19 protein-coding genes, 1 tRNA gene and 2 pseudogenes are annotated in these 23,827 nt (G+C 37.2%); 17 read left to right on the top strand and 5 right to left on the bottom strand.

What is annotated here, in order from left to right; all coding sequences use genetic code 11:
- Window positions 1-1,128 precede the first annotated feature (1,128 nt).
- The 14 genes and pseudogenes from FGL31_RS05905 to FGL31_RS05840 all read left to right on the top strand — a co-directional run.
- The gene (locus tag FGL31_RS05905; protein WP_138090034.1) at window positions 1,129-1,806 is read left to right on the top strand and encodes a hypothetical protein; all 678 of its coding nucleotides are present in this window, start codon (window positions 1,129-1,131) and stop codon (window positions 1,804-1,806) included.
- A gap of 33 nt (window positions 1,807-1,839) precedes the next feature.
- Window positions 1,840-2,670 carry a nucleotidyltransferase domain-containing protein gene (locus FGL31_RS05900; RefSeq protein ID WP_171017562.1) on the top strand — a complete coding sequence of 277 codons (831 nt, stop codon included), beginning with the start codon at window positions 1,840-1,842 and terminating at the stop codon, window positions 2,668-2,670.
- Between the two features lie 41 nt (window positions 2,671-2,711).
- Window positions 2,712-3,224, top strand: a complete 513-nt coding sequence (locus tag FGL31_RS05895; RefSeq protein WP_138090032.1) for a GNAT family N-acetyltransferase — start codon at window positions 2,712-2,714, stop codon at window positions 3,222-3,224.
- A 20-nt stretch (window positions 3,225-3,244) separates the two neighbouring features.
- Complete coding sequence (locus FGL31_RS05890; protein WP_138090031.1) at window positions 3,245-3,946, top strand: VIT1/CCC1 transporter family protein; 702 nt, start codon at window positions 3,245-3,247, stop codon at window positions 3,944-3,946.
- Between the two features lie 60 nt (window positions 3,947-4,006).
- The gene (locus FGL31_RS05885; RefSeq protein WP_138090030.1) at window positions 4,007-4,540 is read left to right on the top strand and encodes a hypothetical protein; all 534 of its coding nucleotides are present in this window, start codon (window positions 4,007-4,009) and stop codon (window positions 4,538-4,540) included.
- A 242-nt stretch (window positions 4,541-4,782) separates the two neighbouring features.
- The gene (locus FGL31_RS05880; RefSeq protein ID WP_138090029.1) at window positions 4,783-5,409 is read left to right on the top strand and encodes a Crp/Fnr family transcriptional regulator; all 627 of its coding nucleotides are present in this window, start codon (window positions 4,783-4,785) and stop codon (window positions 5,407-5,409) included.
- An 82-nt stretch (window positions 5,410-5,491) separates the two neighbouring features.
- The gene (locus FGL31_RS05875) at window positions 5,492-5,695 is read left to right on the top strand and encodes a YgaP family membrane protein (RefSeq protein ID WP_232046307.1); all 204 of its coding nucleotides are present in this window, start codon (window positions 5,492-5,494) and stop codon (window positions 5,693-5,695) included.
- Between the two features lie 106 nt (window positions 5,696-5,801).
- Window positions 5,802-6,215: a DUF4180 domain-containing protein gene (locus FGL31_RS05870; RefSeq protein ID WP_232046306.1), complete on the top strand. Its 414-nt coding sequence runs from the start codon at window positions 5,802-5,804 to the stop codon at window positions 6,213-6,215.
- A gap of 146 nt (window positions 6,216-6,361) precedes the next feature.
- Window positions 6,362-6,772 (top strand): hypothetical protein, encoded by a 411-nt coding sequence (locus tag FGL31_RS05865; RefSeq protein WP_099371891.1) that lies wholly within the window; start codon window positions 6,362-6,364, stop codon window positions 6,770-6,772.
- Between the two features lie 317 nt (window positions 6,773-7,089).
- Complete coding sequence (locus FGL31_RS05860; RefSeq protein ID WP_138090027.1) at window positions 7,090-7,455, top strand: hypothetical protein; 366 nt, start codon at window positions 7,090-7,092, stop codon at window positions 7,453-7,455.
- Window positions 7,456-7,533: 78 nt separating this feature from the next.
- On the top strand, window positions 7,534-7,875 hold the full coding sequence (locus FGL31_RS05855) for a hypothetical protein (protein WP_138090026.1): 342 nt from the start codon (window positions 7,534-7,536) through the stop codon (window positions 7,873-7,875).
- Window positions 7,876-8,082: 207 nt separating this feature from the next.
- Window positions 8,083-8,442, top strand: coding sequence for a winged helix-turn-helix transcriptional regulator (locus tag FGL31_RS05850; protein WP_138090025.1), 360 nt, complete (start codon window positions 8,083-8,085; stop codon window positions 8,440-8,442).
- Between the two features lie 213 nt (window positions 8,443-8,655).
- Complete coding sequence (locus tag FGL31_RS05845) at window positions 8,656-9,099, top strand: nuclear transport factor 2 family protein (protein ID WP_138090024.1); 444 nt, start codon at window positions 8,656-8,658, stop codon at window positions 9,097-9,099.
- Window positions 9,100-9,236: 137 nt separating this feature from the next.
- Window positions 9,237-10,757: pseudogene (locus tag FGL31_RS05840) on the top strand (IS1182 family transposase); the annotation flags it as partial.
- 200 nt (window positions 10,758-10,957) lie between these two features.
- Here the strand turns inward: FGL31_RS05840 and FGL31_RS05835 are convergent.
- The 5 genes and pseudogenes from FGL31_RS05835 to rpe form a co-directional block, all read right to left on the bottom strand.
- Entirely contained in the window at window positions 10,958-11,431 is a 474-nt protein-coding gene (locus tag FGL31_RS05835; protein WP_138090023.1) for a DinB family protein, read from the bottom strand.
- An 82-nt stretch (window positions 11,432-11,513) separates the two neighbouring features.
- On the bottom strand, window positions 11,514-13,247 hold the full coding sequence (locus FGL31_RS05830; RefSeq protein WP_138090022.1) for a M14 family zinc carboxypeptidase: 1,734 nt from the start codon (window positions 13,245-13,247) through the stop codon (window positions 11,514-11,516).
- Between the two features lie 1,462 nt (window positions 13,248-14,709).
- Window positions 14,710-16,979, bottom strand: a pseudogene (locus FGL31_RS05825) (aconitate hydratase).
- A gap of 210 nt (window positions 16,980-17,189) precedes the next feature.
- Complete coding sequence (locus FGL31_RS05820; protein ID WP_138090021.1) at window positions 17,190-19,952, bottom strand: bifunctional aconitate hydratase 2/2-methylisocitrate dehydratase; 2,763 nt, start codon at window positions 19,950-19,952, stop codon at window positions 17,190-17,192.
- Window positions 19,953-20,255: 303 nt separating this feature from the next.
- Complete coding sequence (rpe, locus tag FGL31_RS05815) at window positions 20,256-20,936, bottom strand: ribulose-phosphate 3-epimerase (protein WP_138090020.1); 681 nt, start codon at window positions 20,934-20,936, stop codon at window positions 20,256-20,258.
- A gap of 418 nt (window positions 20,937-21,354) precedes the next feature.
- Between rpe and FGL31_RS24655 the strand changes: the two genes are divergently transcribed.
- The 3 genes from FGL31_RS24655 (at window position 21,355) to FGL31_RS05805 (ending at window position 23,689) form a co-directional block, all read left to right on the top strand.
- Window positions 21,355-21,972, top strand: a complete 618-nt coding sequence (locus tag FGL31_RS24655; protein ID WP_232046305.1) for a hypothetical protein — start codon at window positions 21,355-21,357, stop codon at window positions 21,970-21,972.
- Window positions 21,935-23,488: an HD family phosphohydrolase gene (locus FGL31_RS05810; RefSeq protein ID WP_232046304.1), complete on the top strand. Its 1,554-nt coding sequence runs from the start codon at window positions 21,935-21,937 to the stop codon at window positions 23,486-23,488. Before FGL31_RS24655 ends, FGL31_RS05810 begins: the two co-directional genes overlap by 38 nt.
- A gap of 114 nt (window positions 23,489-23,602) precedes the next feature.
- Window positions 23,603-23,689: transfer RNA gene (locus FGL31_RS05805), tRNA-Ser, on the top strand.
- Window positions 23,690-23,827 lie beyond the last annotated feature (138 nt).

The following is a 23,827-nucleotide window of genomic DNA, read 5'->3' as shown; positions in this document are numbered from 1 at the left end:
TATGATATTAACCTGGATTGATTTATTGATCGAGTGATTATTAAGTACAAATGGATGGTCAAAGAAATAAGCAAAGGTAATCCGCGGAAAAGGAAAATGATTTCTGATTTTTCGCGCAATTCAAGAACTGTAGTATCGATATAAAAATAATAATCCACGATTGGGGACAGAATTGAATTTTTTGGTCTTTCAATCGTAATAAAGGAATTATTTTTCATCTTTAGATATACAGAAAATCAATAACTGTTATCTAAATTATACATTCTGTCACATACAACACTAAAAAAATTGAAATAACATTAATAATTGTTGGTTTTCAATAAAATCACAAACTAATTGATTTCTAATCGAATAGAAAAAACTATTTGTCATGAAAATGAAACAACCGTTAAAAGATGTTAATACGACATTTCTAATATACCTTGGGCATAAGGTTTGCGTTTAATATAGTACAAACAGAGTAAAAAAAAGTAAAGAGTAAATAATTTCATAATTTAGGTTAATAATTGGTTTAGTTAGAAAAACCTGAGTCTCCCCGACTCAGGTTTTTTTCATTTCAGAATTATTATAAATTTTATTGAACCAATATATCATCCCAAATGTTAATATTATATGTTAGAAGATAAAAAATTCAGAAATACATGGATATGGATAATAGTATTGATCCTGTCATTAGTCATAGTCTATTTTATTTGGCAATTCTTATTTTCTTCTGTAGCTGAAGTGTCTGAAGAATTTCCAAAATAAGATATTAACTAAAAGTCTAACTTATTCCCCTTCCTCCTTAAAATTCTTGATTGCTATCTGAAATTATGCTATTTTTAGTTATAAGCCAGTACAGATAAATTATGAAGATTAAACAAATATATACTTCTTCGTATTTTGGGATTTTATTTGCCGCAATCTACGGACTAGCAGTAAGAATATTTGTTGATAATTCTCATTTTAAAGAAGATAATGATGTCTTTACAATCACCTTCTTTTTAATTACACCAATTATTATTTCCATAATTCCGATTATATTTTCCAAAGAAATCCGACAGTCTACAATAAAAATCATTTTTCTTTCCATTTTTATCGATATTTCTCTTCTATATACTAGCTTTCGTCACAAAACTTGAAGATACATTGTGTCTACTAATCCTAGGCATTCCATATTTATTAATCACTGGAACAGTTGCATTATTAGTAAATTATTTCCTGAAAAAACAAGATAAAAACAATAAGCTTTTTTCTCTCCTCCTGCTCCCATTGATCACTTTGCCAATAGAAAATTCTGTACCCGATAAATCTGAAAATTACAAAGTTTCATTCAACATTATTATTGATAAAACACCACAAGAGATCTTCCCAAATCTTATAGAGGTACCTCGATTATCAAACACTGATTACCAAGAAGGTTTCTTTCAACTTATAGGAATCCCAAGACCTATTGAATCCAAGCTTTATAATGATGGATATAATTCTTACAGGATTGGTAGTTTTACGGATGGACTTGAATTATATGAAATCATAACTCATAATAAGAAAAATGAATTTGTGAATTTTAAAATTGATCTCTCAAAATCAAAATTGAGAAATAAACCCACTGATAACCACATCTTAAAAGGTGATTATTTTAAGTTTCAAAACATCAATTATACGCTTACGCCTTTATCTAATAATCAAACAAATGTTGAACTAAGTTGTGATTATATTATTAGTTCGAAAATGAATTTATATGCCAATTTATGGGCAGAAAATATCATTCTAGACTTTGAAAAAAGACTATTAAAAGGTATAAAAACTAATCTTGAGAAAAAATAATCTATGCTAATTCCACCCCAAAAACAAAAAACTTTGGATTTAATCATTGCAGATTTGCAACAAGTTTCAAATGTATCCGCTATTGTTTTGGGAGGATCCTATGCAACCGGAAGGGCAAATGCAGAATCTGACATAGACTTAGGTATCTATTATCATGAAAGCCATCCATTCGCGATTGAAGACATGCAGAAAATAGCTCAAAAATACGACATCCAACAAAACCCAACAGTAACAGATTTCTATCAATGGGGACCTTGGGTGAATGGTGGCGCCTGGATACACACCGAATCCGGCAAGGTAGATTTCTTATATCGAAATATTAATCAAGTCAGGAGAACCATTCAAGAATCTGTCGAAGGCAAATGGGAAAACCATTTTGAACAACAACCTCCTTATGGTTTTTCATCAATATTCTATTTAGCAGAAATCGAAGCCTGCATCCCGATTTATGACCCTCAAAATATGATGTCATATCTTAAATCTTTAATCAAGATTTATCCTGAACCATTAAAAAACACCATTACTCAGGATTCTCTATGGTCGGCAGAATTCACCATTTTAAATACCTCAGAATATATCGAAAAAAATGACTTTTATAATGCGTATGGATGTATAACTAGAGCTATAAAAGCGATGGTCCAAGCCTTATTCGCACTCAATGAAACATATCCCATTGGAGATAAAAATGCACTGGAAATCTTGGAAAAAGCAAAACTGTCTCCTAAAAAATTAAAAGAAAAAGTAAATGAAATCCTTAAAACAAAACATACATTGGCTCAAAACTTTAACCTACTTAAATCTCTATTCCAAGAAATTGTAATACTTTCGGATGGAAAATATAAACCTTTGTACAATTACAAATAATCATAATCCGTTTGAACTATTCACTACACTTATAAATCCTTATGTTAAGAAAATCCGAAAGATTAATTTTTGAAAAACCCACTCTTAGAGATTTTGAAAGATATTATGAAATCCATTCAGATCCTGAAACAAATTTATACAACCCTTACGGACCAATGAAATTTGATAGAGCCAAGGTACTTTTTCATGAAATTCTAGACCATTGGGAAGAACATGAGTTTGGAATATGGAAAATCATGGAAAACTCAAATCCACACAAAATTATAGGTTTCGGTGGTTTATCAATCAAAACTTACGTGTCCGATGTTAGATTAAATTTAGGTTATAGGTTCGATACAAATGCCTGGGGAAAAGGATATGCAACTGAATTAGCAAAAGATGCTATTCAATATGGATTCAACGATTTAGGAAAAGATGAAATATATGCTATAGTACGACCAAAAAACAAACCTTCCATTAAAGTACTTGAAAAATGCAATATGAATCATATCGGTTATCTCGACGATTTCCCAGGACTTGAGCATACCTTGATATATAAAATTAGTAACAATTAAATCCATAAGCCCTATTTTTTATGCCGACTATAGACACTTATTTAGAAAATCATTATATCCATCGCAGCAATTGGCTCCGAGCCGCTGTTTTAGGTGCCAATGACGGAATTATTTCTGTATCGAGTTTAGCTATCGGTATTGCCACGGCAAGTACTACCCGTGACCCTATTCTGCTCGCTACCATTGCAAGTTTAGTAGCAGGTGCATTGTCAATGGCTGCAGGTGAATATGTTTCTGTCAGTTCCCAAACTGATATTGAAAAAGCAGATATCAAAAGGGAAGCTAAAGAACTCAAAGAAATGCCAGAAATGGAAATGCAGATGCTAGCACAGATCTATGAACAAAGGGGATTGAAAAAGGAAACTGCAATGTTAGTAGCCAAAGAGCTGACCGAGCATGACCCATTGGCAGCACATGTTAGAGATGAACTGGAAATAACAGATACCAATCAAGCCAATCCCATACAAGCAGCGTTAGCTTCCGGAGGAGCATTTACCGTTGGTGGAATCCTTCCACTTTTGGTCGTTCTGTTTGCCCCAATTGAAAATATGGAGTACTACTTGTACGGCTTCACCATAATCTCACTGATAATATTAGGTGCTGTCTCCGCGAAAACTGGAGGTTCTAGCATTTCTAAAGCCATCGTAAGAATTGTAATCTGGGGAACCATCGCAATGGGACTTTCAGCATTTGTAGGCTATATTTTTGGTGTAAATGTATAGCTGAAAATAAATCAATTCCTATATTAAAACAATTGCCATAGGTTTGGTTGTTATACTACTATGCTAAATCAACCAAACTTTGAAAAGGAAAATCCAACCTCAATAAATCCAGAACTGAGAATGAGAAATTCTGGATCTATTGAAGATCAAATTGATTGGAAAATAATCGATCAGCTTCATGCTGAAACCATGAATTTTTCCAAAACAAGTCTAGAGCTCAAAAAACTGTTTTTCCTGTTGATCAGTATTGCAGTACCCTCATTATTCAAAATTTCCGGAGACAGAGTTGAATTGTCTCTATTTATCACACTCTACCTCCTATCCATAACGTTCTGGTCTCTGGACAGCTTTACCTATTTCTATCAGGAAAAATTAAGGCTAAAAATGGATCGACACTTTACAAGAATAAGAAACCGTAATGCCGACGTGCCTATTTTGTCAGAAACTAGTGTAGATCAATTCAGCATATCCAACGACTCTTCTCCATTTAAGAAAATTAAAAAATCTGTTTTTAACCCCTCAGTTCAACTTTATTTAGTAGTGGTAGTGCTCAATACCATCGCAACACTTGTCTATCTGCTTATCGAATTTTAAATAAACTAAGTTTCAGTTGTTACTCACACATTCAACAAATATTTTATTATCAGGATAAAATTTTGGCTAATCCTAATATTCCACAAGACCAATAATCCGATTTCGCCAAAAAATGTAGCGAAAAGACTAATAATTTTTATTTTTTGGAAAAATTTGCCTACACTTATTTACCCGTTATCTATATTTATTGTTTAAACATTAATTTTGTTTAAAGCGTAATTATCACACAACTATTTATTGAAATGAGTAACAGGAAATTTGATTTTCTTCTTGAAAAAGGAATTAGAGAAGAATTTGATGAGGTGGGAAGTAGCCTTGAATTCAATGCTGGAGATATTATTGTTGAACCAAATAAATATATAAAAGTAATTCCTCTAGTATTAAAAGGCACCATTAAGGTTATTAGGGAAACCAATGGAGGAAACGAATTAATCCTCTATTACATTAGGTCGGGGGAAAGTTGCGCTGTCTCATTATCAACCTCATTAATGAACAAACTTAGTAATATCAAGGCGGTGGCTGAAGAAAATGTCGAATTGATCGCAATACCCTCTTCGGTATCTTCAAAATGGTATGAAATATACTCCAGTTGGAGAATGTTTGTGTTAAAAACAATGGACAATCGCTATGATGAAATCATAAATGCGTTGGATAGCGTCGCATTCAAGAAAATTGATGAAAGACTAGTTGATTATCTAAAATCAAAATCAGAAGCACTCCAAAGCAATATCTTGAACATAACCCATCAGGAGATTGCAAATGAGCTCTCAACTTCACGAGAAGTTATATCTAGGTTGTTAAAACAGCTTGAACAAAAAGGTGTTTTGAAACTTTTTCGAAATAAAGTTGAAATTTTATCGCTAGTGTGATAAAAGTCACTGACAAACAACAATATAGTTGCCATATTTGTCTTAGTGTTCACCTAAAACCATTTACAAAATGAAAACAAACATGGGACCACAAGACAAGACTATTAGAATAATTATCGCTCTAATTATTGCCGTGTTATTCTTCACAAAAGTAATAACAGGTACTTTGGCAATAGTCCTTTTAGTTGTAACTGGAATATTCATCCTCACTAGTTTAATTGGGTACTGCCCTATCTACAGTATTTTCGGTATTTCTACTTGCAAAAAGAAAGCTGCACAACCATAAAAATGTAAATCACAATAACTATTATCTTTATACCTTACCCCGCCCAGATCCCTTGGGCGGGGTTTCTTTTACTACTTATTAGGAATTATCAATTGCTGAGAAATAAATGATAACTCAAAGAGATTTATTAAGTTTAGTAAAAAATTACACAGCTAAATCAATGGAAATAATTAAGCACACTACTAATAATCAACCAGTTGCAGAAATAATTGCAGATGATTACATATGGACTACAATTGAAGATGGAAAGGATATAATGGGAGATATTTATTACCAAGGATATGATAAATTAATCGTTCATGAAAAAAATATCCATCCAGACTTCTTTGATCTCAAGACTAAAATAGCAGGAGAAATCCTTCAGAAATTCTCGACCTATAGAGTAAGGCTGGTGATAGTGGGTAATTTTTCAACCTATGAAAGTAGGAGCCTCAAAGATTTTTTTTTCGAAAGCAATAAAGGAAAAGCGGTTAATTTTTTATCCTCATTAGAGGAGGCTTTAGCTAAACTTTCACAATAAACCCACGATTCGCGATTTAAATGGTTCATTAAATACGAGACTTCTTATCGTAAATAATTACTTTAAATAAATATCTCAATACAACTATTTTTAATCAGTTTTTGAGCTACATTTGCATCAAAATCTAATAATATTTAATTCCAAAAATGAATCCCATCTTTAAAAAAATCCTAGCTGTCATATTAGGGATAGTAATCGGTAGTGTGGTCAATATGGCATTAGTTTCTATCAGTGGATCTATCATCCCTCCACCAGATGGAGTTGATGTAACTACTTCCGAAGGACTACAGGCGGGAATGCACTTATTTCAACCAAAACATTTTATTTTTCCATTTCTAGCACATGCTCTTGGAACTTTCGTCGGTGCTTTGGTAGCAGCTAAGATAGCTCCATCTAGCAAACTGACGTTTGCAATGATTATAGCTGTATTTTTCTTCATCGGCGGTTTGGCATCAATAATTATGTTGCCATCTCCTATTTGGTTTACGTTCGTTGACTTGGTTTTCGCTTATTTCCCTATGGCATATCTAGCAAAATCAATAGTCACTAAAAAATAAAACAAAGTATTTAATACCCATTATTATTGAATTACAACAACTCTTTGTTAAAAGATGTTAATCGATATCTTGTCTGACACGAAAACTCTACCCGTTGCGTTATAGTATTAAAGAAAAGCAAAAGAGTAATAAAGAGTAATTTCATAATTTAGGTTAATAATTGGTTTGGTAAAATCCTGAGCTTCCCCAGCTCAGGATTTTTTTTAATCACACACAAAACCTTCTTTGGCACAGTAAATGCAATAAAACAATTGTAACATCGTTATTACAATAGTAATATCAAATAGATTTAAACATAAAATAAAAACACTATTAATATGAATGAACTATTTTTTTCAGCAATGTTTATTGGAAGTTTACTTTTTGGAAACCCTGAAACCAAAGAAATTCCTTCAGAATTCAATATAACTCAAACAGAATTATCACAAGAAAATCCCATTGGCAAAATTTCCTTAGTGTCAAATAACGGGATGACTTATACTTTTAAAGTTACTGGAGATCCAATTAAGGATCATTTGAATATTTACGTAAATGGCCAATTACAAGGATCTACCAATGTTGGCCAAGAATTTAATGTTAAAAGACCTGTAAGAACTGGCGACGAAAATTCTATTTTAGTAGAATTAAAACATATTCATCAAAACTCAGAAAACACTTATGCAAGCTATTTAATTAGCTTCTAATCTCAATTAAATATTAGTCCAGCAGTCTAAGAATATTCTTAGACTGCTTTTTTTTGAACTTAAAACCTAAATTTAATTATGGAAGTAAATTTTAAGATTAAAAATTTAATAAAAGTAATCTATAACGGGAATGAAATTGACCTCCACAACTGTTATTACTTTTCTAATAATGAGTTTAAAATTGATGAAAAGAATATTGTTATTCCAATTTTTAGGTATAAAGATATTCATGTCACCCCAAACTCACCTTATGATAAATTGATATTTAAAGCATTCAATTATAGTTTCTTTGAGAACAATGTTAACGAATTAGAGGAATTGGATGAGTATGAAGGAATCTCAGAAATTACATTCTTTCCTTCAGATGATCGTGATAATCTATTCAGCCTTATTGATCAAGAAGACCCAAAAACCAACTGACGACTTAAAAATAGTATTTTTGAGTGGCCGTGTGATCACATTAGCAGCGGAGAAGGTTTTATTAACCACTGAAAATTATTAAAAATTCCTTCCTAAATTTCGATGTTAATCTTTCGGAATGAAATGAACTTACGTTTGGAAACCTAACAAGTTTTAAATAAATTGTATACATGAAAACCGATTAATAATTTCGAAAAAATATTTCACATGAAAGCACTTAAGAACGATCCACCTACTTGTACAGAAAACCTCCTTGCAATGCGCGATACATTAGATATACTAGGTGGCAAATGGAAACTATTGATCCTTCATTACTTAATTACCCGTGAAAGTCAAACCAATACATTTAAGAAAATCCAACGTGAAGTTTTAGGGATCTCTGCCAAAGTCCTCACCAAAGAACTCAAAGACCTGGAAGAAAATAAATTGGTAGAAAGAGAAGAGCTGGATACCAAACCAAAAATGGTAGAATACAGAATCACTGATTATGGGAAATCTTCAAAACAGCTTATTCAACAATTAGTGTATTGGGGAAAAAACCATAGATATAAAATGCTGCAATCTTAAAAACAAGAATTGACCCTGCGAATACATCGGTGAAAATTCCTCATCCAACAGCAAGAATTTTCACCGAATTATCCCCTTCTTTTACCGAGAAAGATTTCGAATTGACCTATTTCGCCTGTTACAGCGTGTTTTTTGACCATACCTTTGGAGTATCAAATAACAAATAACACACAGAAAAAATTAAACAGGTATTAATCATTAAAAAATAAAGACATGAAAAATCTAGTAAAAACATTCGCAATCGCAGGTCTATTATTCGCTTCAACAGTTACAGCTTTCGCAGTAGATAATGACAAAGACAAATTAAACAAAGCAGTAGTTGAAAATGTAGTTGATGCTTATATCAACAGCACCGTAAAAGGTGATGTCGAACATGTAGATGATCTTTTTGGAAAAAATTTCACTCAAAAATTCAACACAGAATACAATCAAGCTCCTCTTTCTAGAGAATCATTCATCAAACAGATCAAAGATCAAGAGGGAATTACATTCAACTGTGATACAGACTATCAATTGGTAGAAAAAGAAGGAAAATACAGTTTAGCAAAAGTAACTTTAAACTTTGCTAACTTCAAACGCACAGATTACTTAACCATGATCCAAGACAACAATGGTTGGAAAATCACAGAAGTAAACTCGGTATACAGCGAAAAATAATTGGATACTACATATATAAATTAAGGGGCTGTCTAAAAAGGTCTCTTAAAAAAATAACCCCGTCATTAAAAAATGGCGGGGTTTTTCTGTTTTTTGTCCTCAAGATTTTGTATCTTAAGGTGCACCCAAAAAACAATATGGCAAACATACAATTCAAAGCTCTTCCATCCAATAGTCCGAGTCTTTTTCCTGAGAATATTTTAGACCGTATCCCCTTGAACCATCCGGTTCGTTTGGTGAGTCAGGTTGTTGACCAGTTGGATCTGGAACATATCATCCGTCAGTATAAAGGCGGAGGCACGACCAGTTTCCATCCCAGGATGCTCATCAAGGTACTGTTCTACGCGTATCTGAGCAATATCTATTCTTGCCGCAAGATCGAGCGCGCCCTGCACGAGAACATCCATTTCATGTGGCTTTCGGGCAACAGTACGCCGGATTACCGTACGATCAATTATTTCAGGGGAAAGCGTCTTAAGGGACAGATACAGGAGCTGTTTGCCAGTATCGTTCGGATGCTGCATGAAATGGAGTATGTCAGCCTGAAAGTCCAGTATGTAGATGGTACCAAGATCGAATCGGCCGCCGGTCGCTATACCTTCGTTTGGAAGAGATCGATCGAGAAGAACAAGGTAAAGCTGGAGGCGAACATCGCTTCGGTCCTTTCGGATATCGATGCACAGATCAGCCAGGACCAATCTTCATTAGGGGATCAGCAAGTCAGCAAGGCCATCGATAGTGCCCAGCTGAAGGAAAAGATCAGAGCGATCAATGCCAAGCTCAAAGGAGTGGATAGATCCACCGATAGGCAGCTGAGGAAGCTTGAAGACGACTATCTGCCCCGATTGCAGAAATATGAGGAGCAACTGGAAGTACTGGGAGATCGCAACAGTTATAGCAAGACCGATACCGATGCCGTGTTTATGCGGATGAAAGAGGACCACATGAAAAATGGCCAGCTTAAACCGGCCTACAATACCCAGATCAGCACCGAAGACCAGTTCATCACCCATTATAGCATCCATCAAACGGCCGCAGATACCACAACCCTGCCCGAACACCTGGAAGGCTTTGAGTCCCATTACGGAAAACAGAGTGAATCCATCGTCGCAGATGCCGGATATGGTAGCGAGCAGAACTACGAGCTGATGGAAGGACAGGGTATAACCGCTTTTGTGAAGTACAATTACTTCCATATGGAACAGAAGCGCAAGCATAAACAGGATCCTTTCTCGGTACAGAACCTATATTACAACCAGCAGGATGACTATTATGTATGTCCGGCCGGACAGAAGCTCAGCTTTATCGGTCATGCAACCAGAGTCAGTGCCAACGGATACACTGCCCGGGTCAGCTGTTACCAGGCTCGGCGATGCGAAGGCTGCCCGATGCGGAGTGGGTGCCATAAAGCTACAGGCGATCGGCTCATTGAAGTGAACCACAGGCTCAATAAGCTCAAGGCTAAAGCCCGGGAAAGACTGCTGTCGGAAGAGGGAATGTACCATCGGAGCAAGCGACCCATAGAAGTGGAAGCCGTTTTCGGTCAGATGAAAAGCAACAACAGGTTTACCCGGTTCACAATGAAAGGTCTGGAGAAGGTCGCTGTGGAATTCGGTTTGATGGCCATTGCCCATAACCTCAGAAAATGGGCAAAAAAGTGGAAAGACAAAGCTTTTATCGGTAAACCAGTTGGCAAAAACTCCCTATTTGCGATAAATCAAGCCATCAACATGCTGAAAAGCACAAAACATCGACTTGCAGCCTAATATTGCTCATGAAATTATAATGGAGCTCCAGAAAGCTATAAAGCAGAAGAAGGTGCCTTTTTAGACACCTTCTTTTCTATTTTAAAAATGATTTAGTATCGATCCCAGAACATTGGAGGTTCAATTCCCAATGACCTCAAATAAACATACCCCTGTGCGCGGTGATGAATCTCATTGTCCAAAAAATAAACCATATTTTGATTAATCGGAAAGTTGAACTCCCCAAAAAGATTGAAATCTTCTTTCATACGATCCTCAGATATTTTATTAAAATATTCTGAAATCAAAGGGGTTTGTCTATCCCACTCCGCCAACAATGCCTCTTTCGTATTAAAAGGTAAATCATGATTGTATTTACTGATATTATTGTTCACAATATCCTCTAATCCTGGAAGTCCTATACTCAACAATTCCTTGATCAAATCACTAAATGTCCGCATTCCACCAATGCTGAATTCAAATAGTTCCTTCTCAGGAAATTTCTCAATTGTTTTTCTTGTTAAAGTTCTATGGCCTTGCCAATTATTTAAAAACTGCTCCTTTGTCAAAAATGCTGCTGTGCTCATAATGTTTTCTTTTTTGTTATTGAATACTCAAATTTACAAGCAGATTATGACAGCCTTTTGTCAACAGCTTTCAACTTAAAAATTACCTAGCTCGAGCAATCGGATAAAGTCCATAATCATACTCATAATGATGCGTTCTTTTATAAATCCACTCTAACTGAGCCCTACCATCGGCAGCAAAGATTGGATCGTTCTTTTTCGCATCTTCAAATTCTTGCTTCAGCTTTGGGTCTTTCCTCAATAAATCAGCGGCAGTATCTTCAAAAATATAGGCTGAAAAATATTCCTTTTGGGATAATATTGCATCAAAGAAATTCCAAGAAAAAAACGAATCCATCCCTTGTGGCTCCAATGTTTCAACAATATATCTGTTCATAGGCTGATCAGTCTCAACTACCCAATCTCCAGCATAAAACTGAACCTTCATCATCTTAGGACTAACTTCAACAGAATGATGTGGATAATGTCCCTCATAAGGATGACTCTGGGTTTTATATGATGAAATGTAATACATCTCAACCTCCATTAACTCATCCTTCTCAAGTTGCTTCATCTGAACTCCATTGATCTTCATTAATTCTACCAATTTATCATAAGCCTGAGGAATAATGTATGCCTTAGGTTTTGTAATGATCACTGATGGTTTATAATGACTATAATAGGGAACCTGTTTTTTGAATGGTTTACTCCTATCATAATAAAGCCTCTGCTGACCAGAAACATCACTTTTCTTCTTACCAGATTCAAAACCCATAAAATCTATCGTATCGACATGCTCCGTATCCAATTTCCAACTAACAGGAAATTCCATCTGTTTGGAAACAGATTCTTTTATTTTTTGACGCAATGCCACCAATTCTTTTGATTCCTGAACAGCTACCTCATACAAACTTTTCATGAGCGTGTAAGTAGATTCTACTCTATGTTTGTATGGCTTCCACATATGTGTTTCAGGCATATATCCAATGGTATTATGCAGGGCCGCATATCCTGTTGAATACCTAGGACTTTCCAAAAAAGAAACCAATCCTGACTCCGGCGTTTCTCCCTTTGGATTCACATAAGGAACCATTGGAAACCCAGCCTTTTCCATCCGATGATACAACTCATCTGTAAATCTAGATTTCATAAATGGAGCCAGTTCGGGATGAAGCTTATCTTTATGCGTTTCAATTAAGGTCATTACATATTGGTAATCCGCACCGTTGCTAGTATGAGTATCAAAGAAAACATCGGGATCCCATGTGCTAAAGATCTTCTGAAACAACCTGGAATTCCTTGTGTCGCCCTTGATAAAATCTCTATTCAAATCATAATGCTGCCTTGATCCTCGAAAACCATACTCATTTGGACCATTCTGATTCACCCTAGATTCACCTCGATTCAACATCCCAGCAATATTGTAAACCGGAATAACGCACAGCACCAAATTATCTGGCAATTTATTCTCCTTCAGCAATTCTCTGATAAACATCATCGAAGCATCAATACCTTCAGGCTCACCAGGATGAATCCCATTATTGATCAACATCACAGCCTTCCCCTTAGATTTGATACTAACCGGATCAAAATCGCCATCCTTCGAAAGAACAATCAATTGCAACGGTTTCCCAACATCAGTAGACCCAACATCAATTAATTTAACATCCTTCCTACCCTCAAGTAGCGAAGCATAATAATCCGTCATCTCCTCATAAGTAACCGTAGTATTCTTATTGGGATCCAATTCATAAGGAGTTTTCTGAGCGTTTACCATAATTCCAGAGCTTAGTAAAATAGCCGTTAAAGCCAATGTTTTCAATAGATTTTTACTCATTACCGTTTTAGGATTAAAAGGGAAATTAAAGGTAGGGAATAGATTTGAGATGTGAGATATGAGATTTGAGATAGCAACCTCGAATAGAGGATTATTATTTTATAGACAATAGACATAAGACATAAGACATTAGAAAGTGCAAGGCGGTAGAGATGCCGTGATAGTGTGTCTCTACCAACCACCTAGAATGGCAAATTTGCCGTGGTTGGTGTCCCCACCAACCACCTAGAATAGTGAATTAATATTTTATAGACAATAGACATAAGACATTAGACAATGCAAGGCGACAGAAATGCCGTGGTTGGTGTCCCCACCAACCACCTAGAATGGCAAATTTGCCGTGGTTGGTTTCCCCACCAACCACCTAGAATAACGAATATGCCGTGGTTGGTGTCCTCACCAACCACCTAGAATAGTGAATTAATATTTTATAGACAATAGACTTTAGACATTAGAAAGTGCAAGGCGGTGGAAATGCCGTGGTTGGTGTCCCCACCAACCACGAAATAGATCCAGTAAAATTTAAATCAACCCTATTTAGGCAATGTCAATAAGATTAGAAAAAAACAAGGCTATAAATAGGATTAACCCCCTGGGATTAATATGCCATAGAAAAGTATTCAGTGGCAGGTGGGGACACCTGCCACGGCGAACTAACCCTATCGGGGTTAAATGCCGGAGGCATGAAATATTTCTTAAATGCCATCGGCATGCAATGTCTATAGAAATGTAAATCGCATCAAACACCAACGCCGTAGGTGTGGCATGTTTGTTTAACTCCAGCTATAATAGTGTCACCCCGATGGAGTTTTGCTCTTTTCAAAATCACATTTCACCCCACACAACCCCGCTAGGGGTGTCACTATAACCCCTTTCCCACGGCATGCCTGAAATCCCTAATCGCAAGATTAGGAAACTATTTTTATGATTTAGAAACAATAATGGTCGGTGAAGATACCGACCACGGTGAACCACGTCCAACACAACGCCATCGCCTTGGCATGTTTGTTAAACTCCAGCTATAATAGTGTCACCCCGATGGGGTTTTGCTCTTTTCGAAAATCACATTTCACGCCACACAACCCCGCTAGGGGTGCAACTATTCTAGAAATGATTATTCGATGCCATCCAACCCTGTAGGGGTGTCACTATAACCCCTTTCCCACGACATGCCTGAAATCCCTAATCTCAAGATTAGGAAATTATTTTTATGACTTAGAAACAATAGTGGTTGGAGTCTTCACCGACCACGGCGAACCACGTCCAACACAACGCCATAGCCTTGGCATGTTTGTTAGATTCTCTTAACTTAATGACATTGCCAATTTAGGATTGGACACAAGCCTAAGTCTTTTGTCTTATGACTTATGTCTACTGTCTAAAAAAAAGTGCTGCCCCATCGGAACAGCACTTTTATCAGCAAGCATACAGTCTTACTACTAAATACTAACTACTAAATACTCTATTTACTCTGATTCGCGCGAATAATATTCAATGCACCACCTGCTTTGAACCAACCGATCTGTTGTTCATTGTAGGTATGGTTTGCAAGAATTTCTTCTGACGTACCGTCTGCATGGTGCAATACCAGCGTTAGCGGTTTGTTAGGAGCGAATTCAGTTAATCCGATGATATCGATGGTATCGTCTTCTTGGATTTTATCGTAATCATCTTTATTATCGAAGGTAAGACCAAGCATACCTTGTTTCTTCAAGTTTGTTTCGTGAATACGAGCGAATGATTTAACCAATACAGCACGAACACCTAAATGACGAGGCTCCATAGCTGCGTGCTCACGAGACGAACCTTCACCATAGTTTTCGTCACCTACAACGATTGAACCAATTCCCTCAGCTTTGTAATCACGTTGTGTTGCTGGAACTGGACCATACTCGCCAGTCAATTGGTTCTTCACGTTATCAGTTTTTTCGTTGAAGTAGTTCACCGCACCGATCAACATATTGTTGGAAATGTTGTCCAAGTGACCACGGTATTTCAACCATGGACCAGCCATAGAAATGTGGTCAGTTGTACATTTACCTTTAGCTTTGATCAATAATTTCAAACCTTTAAGGTCCGTACCTTCCCATGCTGCGAAAGGCTCCAATAATTGAAGACGATCAGAATTAGGATCTACATCAACTTCAACTTTTGATCCATCTTCCGCTGGAGCTTGGTATCCTGGATCATCAACTGCAAATCCTTTTTCTGGCAATTCATCACCTGTAGGAGGATCTAACTTGATTTGTTCGCCGTCTTTGTTTGTCAAGGTATCAACCAATGGGTTAAATCCTAAATCACCGGAGATCGCAATTGCTGCAACCATCTCTGGAGAGGTAACAAATGCAAAAAGTATTAGGGTTACCGTCAGCACGTTTCGCAAAGTTACGGTTGAATGAGTGAACGATTGTATTCTTCTCTTGTTTCTCAGCACCTGCACGGTCCCCACATACCGATACATGGTCCACATGCATTGGTAAAGATCGTAGCATTAAGGTCTTCAAAAGTCTTTAATAAACCATCACGGTCAGCAGTAAAACGTACTTGCTCTGAACCTGGATTAATACCGAATTCAGCTTTAGTAACTAAACCTTTTTCAACAGCCTGACGAGCAATTGATGCAGCGCGTGACAAATCTTCGTAAGAAGAGTTTGTACATGAACCAATTAATCCCCACTCTACTTTTGTAGGCCATCCGTTTTTACCGGCTTCCTCACGCATGCGAGAAATTGGCGTATACAAGTCTGGAGTAAATGGACCATTCAAGGATGGTTCCAATTCAGACAAGTTGATTTCAATCAATTGATCGAAGTATTGTTCAGGATTAGCATAAACTTCAGGGTCAGCTGTCAAGTGTTCTTTGATTGCGTTTGCCGCATCTGCAACTTCTGCACGGTCAGTAGCACGTAAATAACGTTCCATTGACGCATCGTACCCGAATGTTGAAGTGGTAGCACCAATTTCAGCACCCATATTACAGATTGTTCCCTTACCAGTACATGATAATGACTCAGCACCCTCACCGAAATATTCTACGATAGCTCCAGTACCACCTTTTACAGTTAAGATACCAGCAACCTTCAAGATCACATCTTTTGGCGCAGCCCATCCCGATAATTTACCAGTCAATTTAACACCAATAAGTTTAGGGAATTTAAGCTCCCAAGGTAATCCTGCCATCACATCACACGCATCAGCACCACCAACACCGATAGCAACCATACCTAAACCACCTGCATTTACAGTATGAGAGTCGGTACCGATCATCATACCACCTGGAAATGCATAATTCTCTAATACAACCTGGTGAATAATACCAGCTCCTGGTTTCCAGAAACCAATACCATATTTGTTAGAAACTGAGCTTAAGAAGTTAAATACTTCTGAACTTTCATTTTTTGCACGATTTAAATCCTCTGCAGCACCATCACGAGCTTGAATCAAGTGATCACAGTGTACAGTAGAAGGAACCGCAACCTTAGGACGACCTGCTTGCATAAACTGCAACAACGCCATTTGAGCCGTAGCATCTTGCATCGCAACGCGGTCTGGTGCAAAATCAACGTATGATTTTCCACGCTCATAGGCCTCTGTAGCGTTTCCGTCCCAAAGGTGAGTATATAAAATTTTCTCAGATAAAGTCAAAGGCTTATTAACAACTTGACGAGCAGCCTTTACACGCTCATCATATTGTGAATAAACTTTCTTGATCATGTCTATATCAAATGCCATAACATTAGTGTTTTTATATTTTTTTGATTGCTTTTGTAAGCATTTACAAAGTACTCATTTTTTAAATTTCTTTCTTAATATTAGTGTCAAGTAAATCTAATTTAAAATCATTCTAAGGACACATTTTAGAAACAACTAACTAAACAATTGGTTTACAAAAAAAGGCTGCCTAAAATTTAGACAGCCTTCTTGTATCTTATTGTAAAATAATTACTTCGTAGAAACAGGTGTGAATTTTGTCAAATCAATACCCACTACCGCAGCTTTGTACTCCTCAATATTAGGAATACGACCTAATATCGCTGAAAGAACAACTACTGGAGTCGATGCTAACAAAGATTCACCTTTCTTACCATCTCTATCTTCTACTACACGACCTTGGAATAGACGCGTAGAAGTTGCCATAACAGTATCTCCTTTAGCAGCTTTCTCTTGGTTACCCATACATAGGTTACATCCCGGACGCTCCAAATACATTATGTTTTCATATTCAGTACGTGCAACGCTCTTAGGCATTGCATCGTTGAATTCAAATCCAGAATATTTTTGCAAGAATTCCCAGTCACCTTCTGCTTTCAACTCGTCGATAATATTGTAAGTTGGAGCAGCTACAACCAATGGTGCATTGAAACTTACGAATCCCTTCTGCTCCTCAATATTCTTCAGCATTTTAGAAACGATCTTTAAATCGTCCTTGTGAACCATACAAGATCCCACAAATCCTAAATCAACCTTCTTGTTACCTGCGTAATATGAAAGATCACGGATAGTATCATGCGTATAACGTTTAGAAACGTCCTCATTGTTTACATCCGGATCGGCAATCATTGGCTCATCAATAATATCTAGATCGATAACAACTTCAGCATAGTATTTAGCATTTGCATCAGGTTGTAAAGCTGGTTTTTCTCCAGATCTGATTTCTTCAATACGCTTGTTAGCTTTGTCAATCAATCCTTGTAATACTTGGTTCTTGTTGTCCATGCCCTTCTCGATCATAATCTTGATACGAGATTTCGCAATTTCTAACGATTGAATCAATGTTTCATCTTGAGAAATACAGATCGAGGCCTTAGCTTTCATTTCAGCAGTCCAGTCAGTAAATGTGAAAGCCTGGTCAGCCAACAACGTCCCGATATGAACTTCGATAATACGACCTTGGAAAACATTTTCTCCAGCGAATTGCTGTAACATTTGTTGTTGAGTAGCATGAACTACATCCCGGAAATCCATGTGCTCTTTCATGCTTCCTTTAAATGTCACCTTAACTGATTCTGGGATTGGCATCGACGCCTCTCCTGTTGCCAAAGCCAATGCTACTGTACCTGAGTCAGCTCCGAAAGCAACACCCTTGGACATACGTGTATGAGAATCTCTCCCGATAATTATAGCCCACTCGTCAATCGTAATATCATTCAAGACCTTGTGAATAACGTCAGTCATGGAATGATAATCCCCTTTAGGGTCACGAGCAGTAATCAGTCCGAAGTCGTTCATAAACTTCATCAACTTAGGGATATTAGCTTGCGCTTTCTTGTCCCATACTGATGCTGTATGACATCCTGATTGATAAGCACCATCTACGCTAGGAGCAATAACCGTTGCAGCCATCGCTTCTAGTTCTTGCGCTGTCATTAATCCTGTAGTATCTTGTGATCCTACAATATTTACTTTAACACGAACATCAGAACCTGCATGTAGAGTTTTACCCGGAGTAGAACCAACTGCATTTCTGTTGAAAATCTTCTCAACCGCAGTCAAGCCTTGACCTTCAATGGAAACTTCTTTCGCAGGAGCAAATACTGAAGGTGCAGTAATTCCCAAAGTTTGTGCTGCGAATGTTTGGATTTTCTTACCAAAAACAATGGCATAAGAACCACCAGCTTTGATAAATTCCATTTTCTGAGGTGTTAATGAACGAGAAATATCGATTAACTCCTTATCACCTTGATATAATTTCTTAGTTTTAGTATTGATCGTTAAGACAGTACCTGTTGCCACAGAATATACTTCCTCCAAAATAGGCTCATCTTTTTCATTACGAACAACATTTCCTTCAGCATCCGTTTTCTTAACCCAGTTTTTCAAATCGATTCCGATACCACCAGTTACATCAACGGTAGTCAAGAAAATTGGAGAAATACCATTTGTACCTGCAACAATCGGAGCAATATTCACAAAAGGAACATAAGGTGAAGCTTGCTTACCTGTCCATAATGCCACATTGTTTACTCCTGACATACGTGAAGAACCAACACCCATCGTACCTTTCTCCGCAATCAACATCACGCTCGCATCAGGGAATTGAACTTTCAAATCTTCAATCTGTTGTTGTGCCTCAGGAGTAATCATACACTTACCATGCAACTCACGGTCAGACCTAGAGTGCGCTTGATTTCCTGGAGATAATAAATCCGTAGAAATATCACCTTCGCCAGCAATAAAGGTAACTACCTTGATCTCTTCAGCTACTTCTGGTAAATTGGTAAAGAATTCTGCTTTCGCATAGCTTTCCAAAATATCTTTGGCAATTGCATTTCCTGCCTCGTAAGCATCTTTCAAGCGTTGGGTATCTGCGTCATATAAGAAAACTTGTGTTTTCAATACTTCTGCAGCTTGTTTAGCAATAGATTCATCATGACCTAAAGCTAAATCCAATAATACTTTTATAGAAGGACCACCTTTCATATGAGATAATAACTCAAATGCATAAGTTGGTGTAATTTCTTCAACAGCAACCTCTCCTAAGATGATTTCCTTGAGGAATTGTGCTTTCACACCTGCCGCCGGAGTAGTTCCTGGCAAGGTATTATAAATAAACAATCGCAAAGATTCTTCTCTATGCTCATTGTTCTTATCTTTAATTTGAGCTATAACTTCACTTAAAAGTTCAGCACCGTCAATTGGTTTTGGATGTAATCCTTGACCTTTTCGTTCTACAACCTCTTGTACGTAATCGTTGTAAATACTCATATATATTTTCCAAAGTTTAATGGCAGTCTTTGAAAAGAACTACCAGGTGTTTAATAAATTAAGTTAATTTAAAATCAATATCTCCATTGATTTTATCTATCAGTTTAGGACTTTCCCTTTTTTGCCGAAACTCAGCTAAAAACCATTTTCAAGATTTTCCGCAAAAGTACTAAAAACCCACGGTTTAATACAACAAACAATATGTTCAAGCCAATTTGGAACAATTCTAAACAAACTGTTTAAACAGCTATCCCATTCCATGAATAAAATAAAAAAAGCGGCAAAATGGCCGCTCTTAAATCTTTATGCAGATTGAATATTTATGTCGATATCTTTTAAGGCTTTGATAGTTTCCTTTTGATCCTGAGAATTGAACACAAAAGATCCTGCAACCAAAACATCAGCGCCAGCTTCTAATAACTTGCCAGCATTTGAAAGTCCTACTCCACCATCAATCTCAATCAATACATCCGTATTATTCTCGATTGCCAATGCGCGCAATTCTTTAATCTTGCTGTAAGTACGTTCAATAAATTTCTGTCCACCAAACCCAGGGTTAACCGACATCAAACATACCAAGTCAATATCTTGGATAACATCTTTCAACAGAGATACCGGCGTATGAGGATTTAATGCAACACCTGCTTTACATCCCAGCTCCTTAATCGCTGCTAATGTGCGATGTAAGTGCGTGCAAGCTTCATAATGAACCGTAATGATTTCAGCACCATTATCCTTACAAACCTGTAAATAACGATCTGGATCTACGATCATCAAATGTACATCCAATGGTTTCTTAGCATGCTTAGCAATCGCATTCATCACCGGAAAACCAAAAGAGGTATTCGGAACGAATACGCCATCCATAATATCTATGTGAAACCAATCTGCTTCGCTCTCATTAACCATCTGTACATCGCGCTCAAGATTAGCAAAATCTGCCGCTAATACCGAAGGTGCAATTAAGTGTTGTTGTGTAGACATGTCTTAAAATTTCTGCAAAGATAACAAGTATTATCTGCTATCAGAAACATCCTAAACTTTTTGAAAAGAATCAGACATTTTTTATGCCTGGGTTGGTTTCCTCCTCCTCGCCTACAAGCATAATGCCTTGGTTGCTGTCCCCACCAACCAGCAATCAATGACTCTTCTCCCACTCTCCGTCCTCTTTCATTCGCACCTTGCTCGGACTTTGTTCGGACCTTGTTCGGATCGCATCCGAACAAGGTCCGAACAAAGTCCGTTTGAGGTCCGTACGAGAGAGGACTGAGTCCCCTATCTGACCTAGTCAGTGCCCATAATAATTTATTCCGGGAAACGATTCGGGATTGTATTGCGTTTAAGGGAAACTGTTTGCGGTAAAATAATTACATTTGTTTGTTAGGATCACTAAAAATAAAGCGTGGCGAAATTAAAAATAAACTACCCAAAGGATAAATTACAGCAGAACTCAACCCTATGGAAGTATGGGATGGTTGTGCTTACCATTGTTTTAATCTGTATTTTCTTGCCTAAGCAACCTCGTTTCAGGTATGAATATCAGAAGGGAAAATCATGGAATCATGAAAACCTGATCTCTCCATACAACTTTGCAATCTTGAAAACTGCTGAGGAAATGGAACGCGACAGGCAATATATCCTGCGTACTGTACAGCCTATCTATAACCTCAATGATGTAGCCAGCAAGGAGCAGATCGACCAATTCAACACAGATCTAAACGAGAAATGGCAGGCTAGTCAGTTGGACTCTGCCGAAACCGGAGATATTAATGATTACCGTGAGGTAGGAACCGCCCTATTGAACTATATCTATGAACGTGGTGTTGTTTCCTTAAATAATAGATTCCAAAATAAAGGTAGCGACTCAACCAAAAATGATCCAACTTCATTGGAGTATAATTTTGTATTAATCCATGACAATATAGCTCAACAAAAGAATACCGTTGATGTTTTCACCATTGAATCAGCAAACCAATATATAGTTGGGGCATTGGAAAAAAACAAAACTCATCGAACATAAGCGTTGGTTGGCAGAGGTATTGAAGAATTACATAACGATCAATTTTGTTTTCAATGAGTCACAAACCAATAAGGTTGAGCAAAATGCATTGGCCAATATTTCCACCACGAGAGGAATGGTCCAAAAAGATGAATTGATTGCAGAGCAAGGTAAGATCATCAACAACGATACTTATCAAAAGCTAGAATCCCTACGAAAGGTATTTGAAGATGAATCGAGGATCAGTGGTGAGCAGAATATGGTTACTTTTGGTCACTTTATCCTGATTTCCTTGGCAATGTCTCTGTTAATGGTATTCCTATACTTTTTCAGAAGAGATATATTCAATAATAACAGGCTCCTATTCATTATCTTCATCGTTATTTTAGTGATGCTGGGCGTACTGAGCTGGGCAATCAAGATCAAGATACCTAGTCTATACTACATTCCTTATTGTAGTGTTCCGATTATCTTTAGGTTACTTTTTGATACCCGTATTGCTTTGAACATTCATATCTTGATGGTGTTAGTTGCGGGATTGTTCGTGCCTAACAGCTTTGACTTTGTATTCTTGCAATTTACGGCTGGTATGGTAGCGATCTATAGTATCCGGACTTTGGTAAAAAGAGAGCAATTTTTGGTTTCGAGTGTGTTGATTCTTGGAACATATATCCTCGCTTATGTAGGTTTGGTATTGACAAGAAATGGATCTTTTTCGACCATCTATTGGCAAGATATCCTTCCGTTTACGGTGAGTGTTGGCCTGACGCTTCTAGCCTACCCGTTGATCTATGCTTTTGAGAAACTATTTGGTATTGTTTCAGACTTGACTTTAATGGAATTGACAAATTCCAATTCAAGGCTATTGCGCGAACTTTCCCTGAAGGCTCCCGGAACATTCCAGCACTCCTTGCAGGTAGCGAATCTAGCTGAAGCAGCAATCTATAAAATCGGTGGTAACCCGCTATTGGTCCGTGCCGGTGCTCTGTACCATGATATCGGTAAAATGATCAACCCTTTGTACTTTATCGAGAACCAAAAAACAAACGACAACCCTCACGAAGAATTGACACCGGAACAAAGTGCACAGATTATTATTTCGCACGTTTTGAAAGGGATTGAAATGGCACGCAAAAATCAGATGCCAGAGGTGGTAATCGACTTTATCCGTACCCACCACGGTACGACGAAGGTAGATTACTTCTATAATATGGCCATCAAGGCAAATCCTGATAAGGTGATCGACGAGTCTATCTTTAAATATCCTGGTCCGGTTCCTTTTTCTAAGGAGACTGCGGTATTGATGATGGCAGACTCGGTTGAAGCAGCCTCCAGAGCATTAAAAGAGCCGACTGAAGAATCTATCAACAACCTTGTCGACAAGATCATTGACCATAAGTTAATGCAGCGTCAATTCCAAAATGCGGATATTACAATGCGCGAAATCTCGGAATCGGCGAAGATTTTCAAGGCGATGTTAAAGAGTATTTATCATGTTAGGATCGATTACGATCTGAACAAGAAAAAAGATAGTTAAAAAAACAAATTGATATTCAAAAGGTTGCTTAATGGTGCGGCCAAATTGCATAATTTTCGATAAATCGACTTTGAAGAGTGAAAATTTTGCGTTATGTTTGCACTGTCGAAACCCGGAGAGGTGCCTGAGTGGCCGAAAGGAACAGTTTGCTAAACTGTCGTACTGGAAACGGTACCGCGGGTTCGAATCCCGCCCTCTCCGCAAAGATAAAAATCAAAATCCATCAATGTAATTGATGGATTTCGTTGTTTACAGGGGGTGCCAAACTTGTTTGAGCAGCCCCCTGTAAACAACGAAATCTCGTGAGAACGTTAAGGTTTTTGATTCTTTATCTTTTAG

The organism is Sphingobacterium daejeonense, from assembly GCF_901472535.1.
Lineage (GTDB): Bacteria > Bacteroidota > Bacteroidia > Sphingobacteriales > Sphingobacteriaceae > Sphingobacterium > Sphingobacterium daejeonense.
The sequence above is the reverse complement of the archived record's forward strand: the minus strand, read 5'-3'. Positions and strand labels throughout refer to the sequence as shown.

Coding starts and splice junctions, on each gene's coding strand:
- FGL31_RS05895 (WP_138090032.1), top strand. CDS start 2,712: ATGTTAAGAAAATCCGAAAGATTAATTTTTGAAAAACCCACTCTTAGA.
- FGL31_RS05890 (WP_138090031.1), top strand. CDS start 3,245: ATGCCGACTATAGACACTTATTTAGAAAATCATTATATCCATCGCAGC.
- FGL31_RS05885 (WP_138090030.1), top strand. CDS start 4,007: ATGCTAAATCAACCAAACTTTGAAAAGGAAAATCCAACCTCAATAAAT.
- FGL31_RS05880 (WP_138090029.1), top strand. CDS start 4,783: ATGAGTAACAGGAAATTTGATTTTCTTCTTGAAAAAGGAATTAGAGAA.
- FGL31_RS05875 (WP_232046307.1), top strand. CDS start 5,492: ATGGGACCACAAGACAAGACTATTAGAATAATTATCGCTCTAATTATT.
- FGL31_RS05870 (WP_232046306.1), top strand. CDS start 5,802: ATGATAACTCAAAGAGATTTATTAAGTTTAGTAAAAAATTACACAGCT.
- FGL31_RS05865 (WP_099371891.1), top strand. CDS start 6,362: ATGAATCCCATCTTTAAAAAAATCCTAGCTGTCATATTAGGGATAGTA.
- FGL31_RS05860 (WP_138090027.1), top strand. CDS start 7,090: ATGAATGAACTATTTTTTTCAGCAATGTTTATTGGAAGTTTACTTTTT.
- FGL31_RS05855 (WP_138090026.1), top strand. CDS start 7,534: ATGGAAGTAAATTTTAAGATTAAAAATTTAATAAAAGTAATCTATAAC.
- FGL31_RS05850 (WP_138090025.1), top strand. CDS start 8,083: ATGAAAGCACTTAAGAACGATCCACCTACTTGTACAGAAAACCTCCTT.
- FGL31_RS05845 (WP_138090024.1), top strand. CDS start 8,656: ATGAAAAATCTAGTAAAAACATTCGCAATCGCAGGTCTATTATTCGCT.
- FGL31_RS05835 (WP_138090023.1), bottom strand. CDS start 11,431: ATGAGCACAGCAGCATTTTTGACAAAGGAGCAGTTTTTAAATAATTGG.
- FGL31_RS05830 (WP_138090022.1), bottom strand. CDS start 13,247: ATGAGTAAAAATCTATTGAAAACATTGGCTTTAACGGCTATTTTACTA.
- FGL31_RS05820 (WP_138090021.1), bottom strand. CDS start 19,952: ATGAGTATTTACAACGATTACGTACAAGAGGTTGTAGAACGAAAAGGT.
- rpe (WP_138090020.1), bottom strand. CDS start 20,936: ATGTCTACACAACAACACTTAATTGCACCTTCGGTATTAGCGGCAGAT.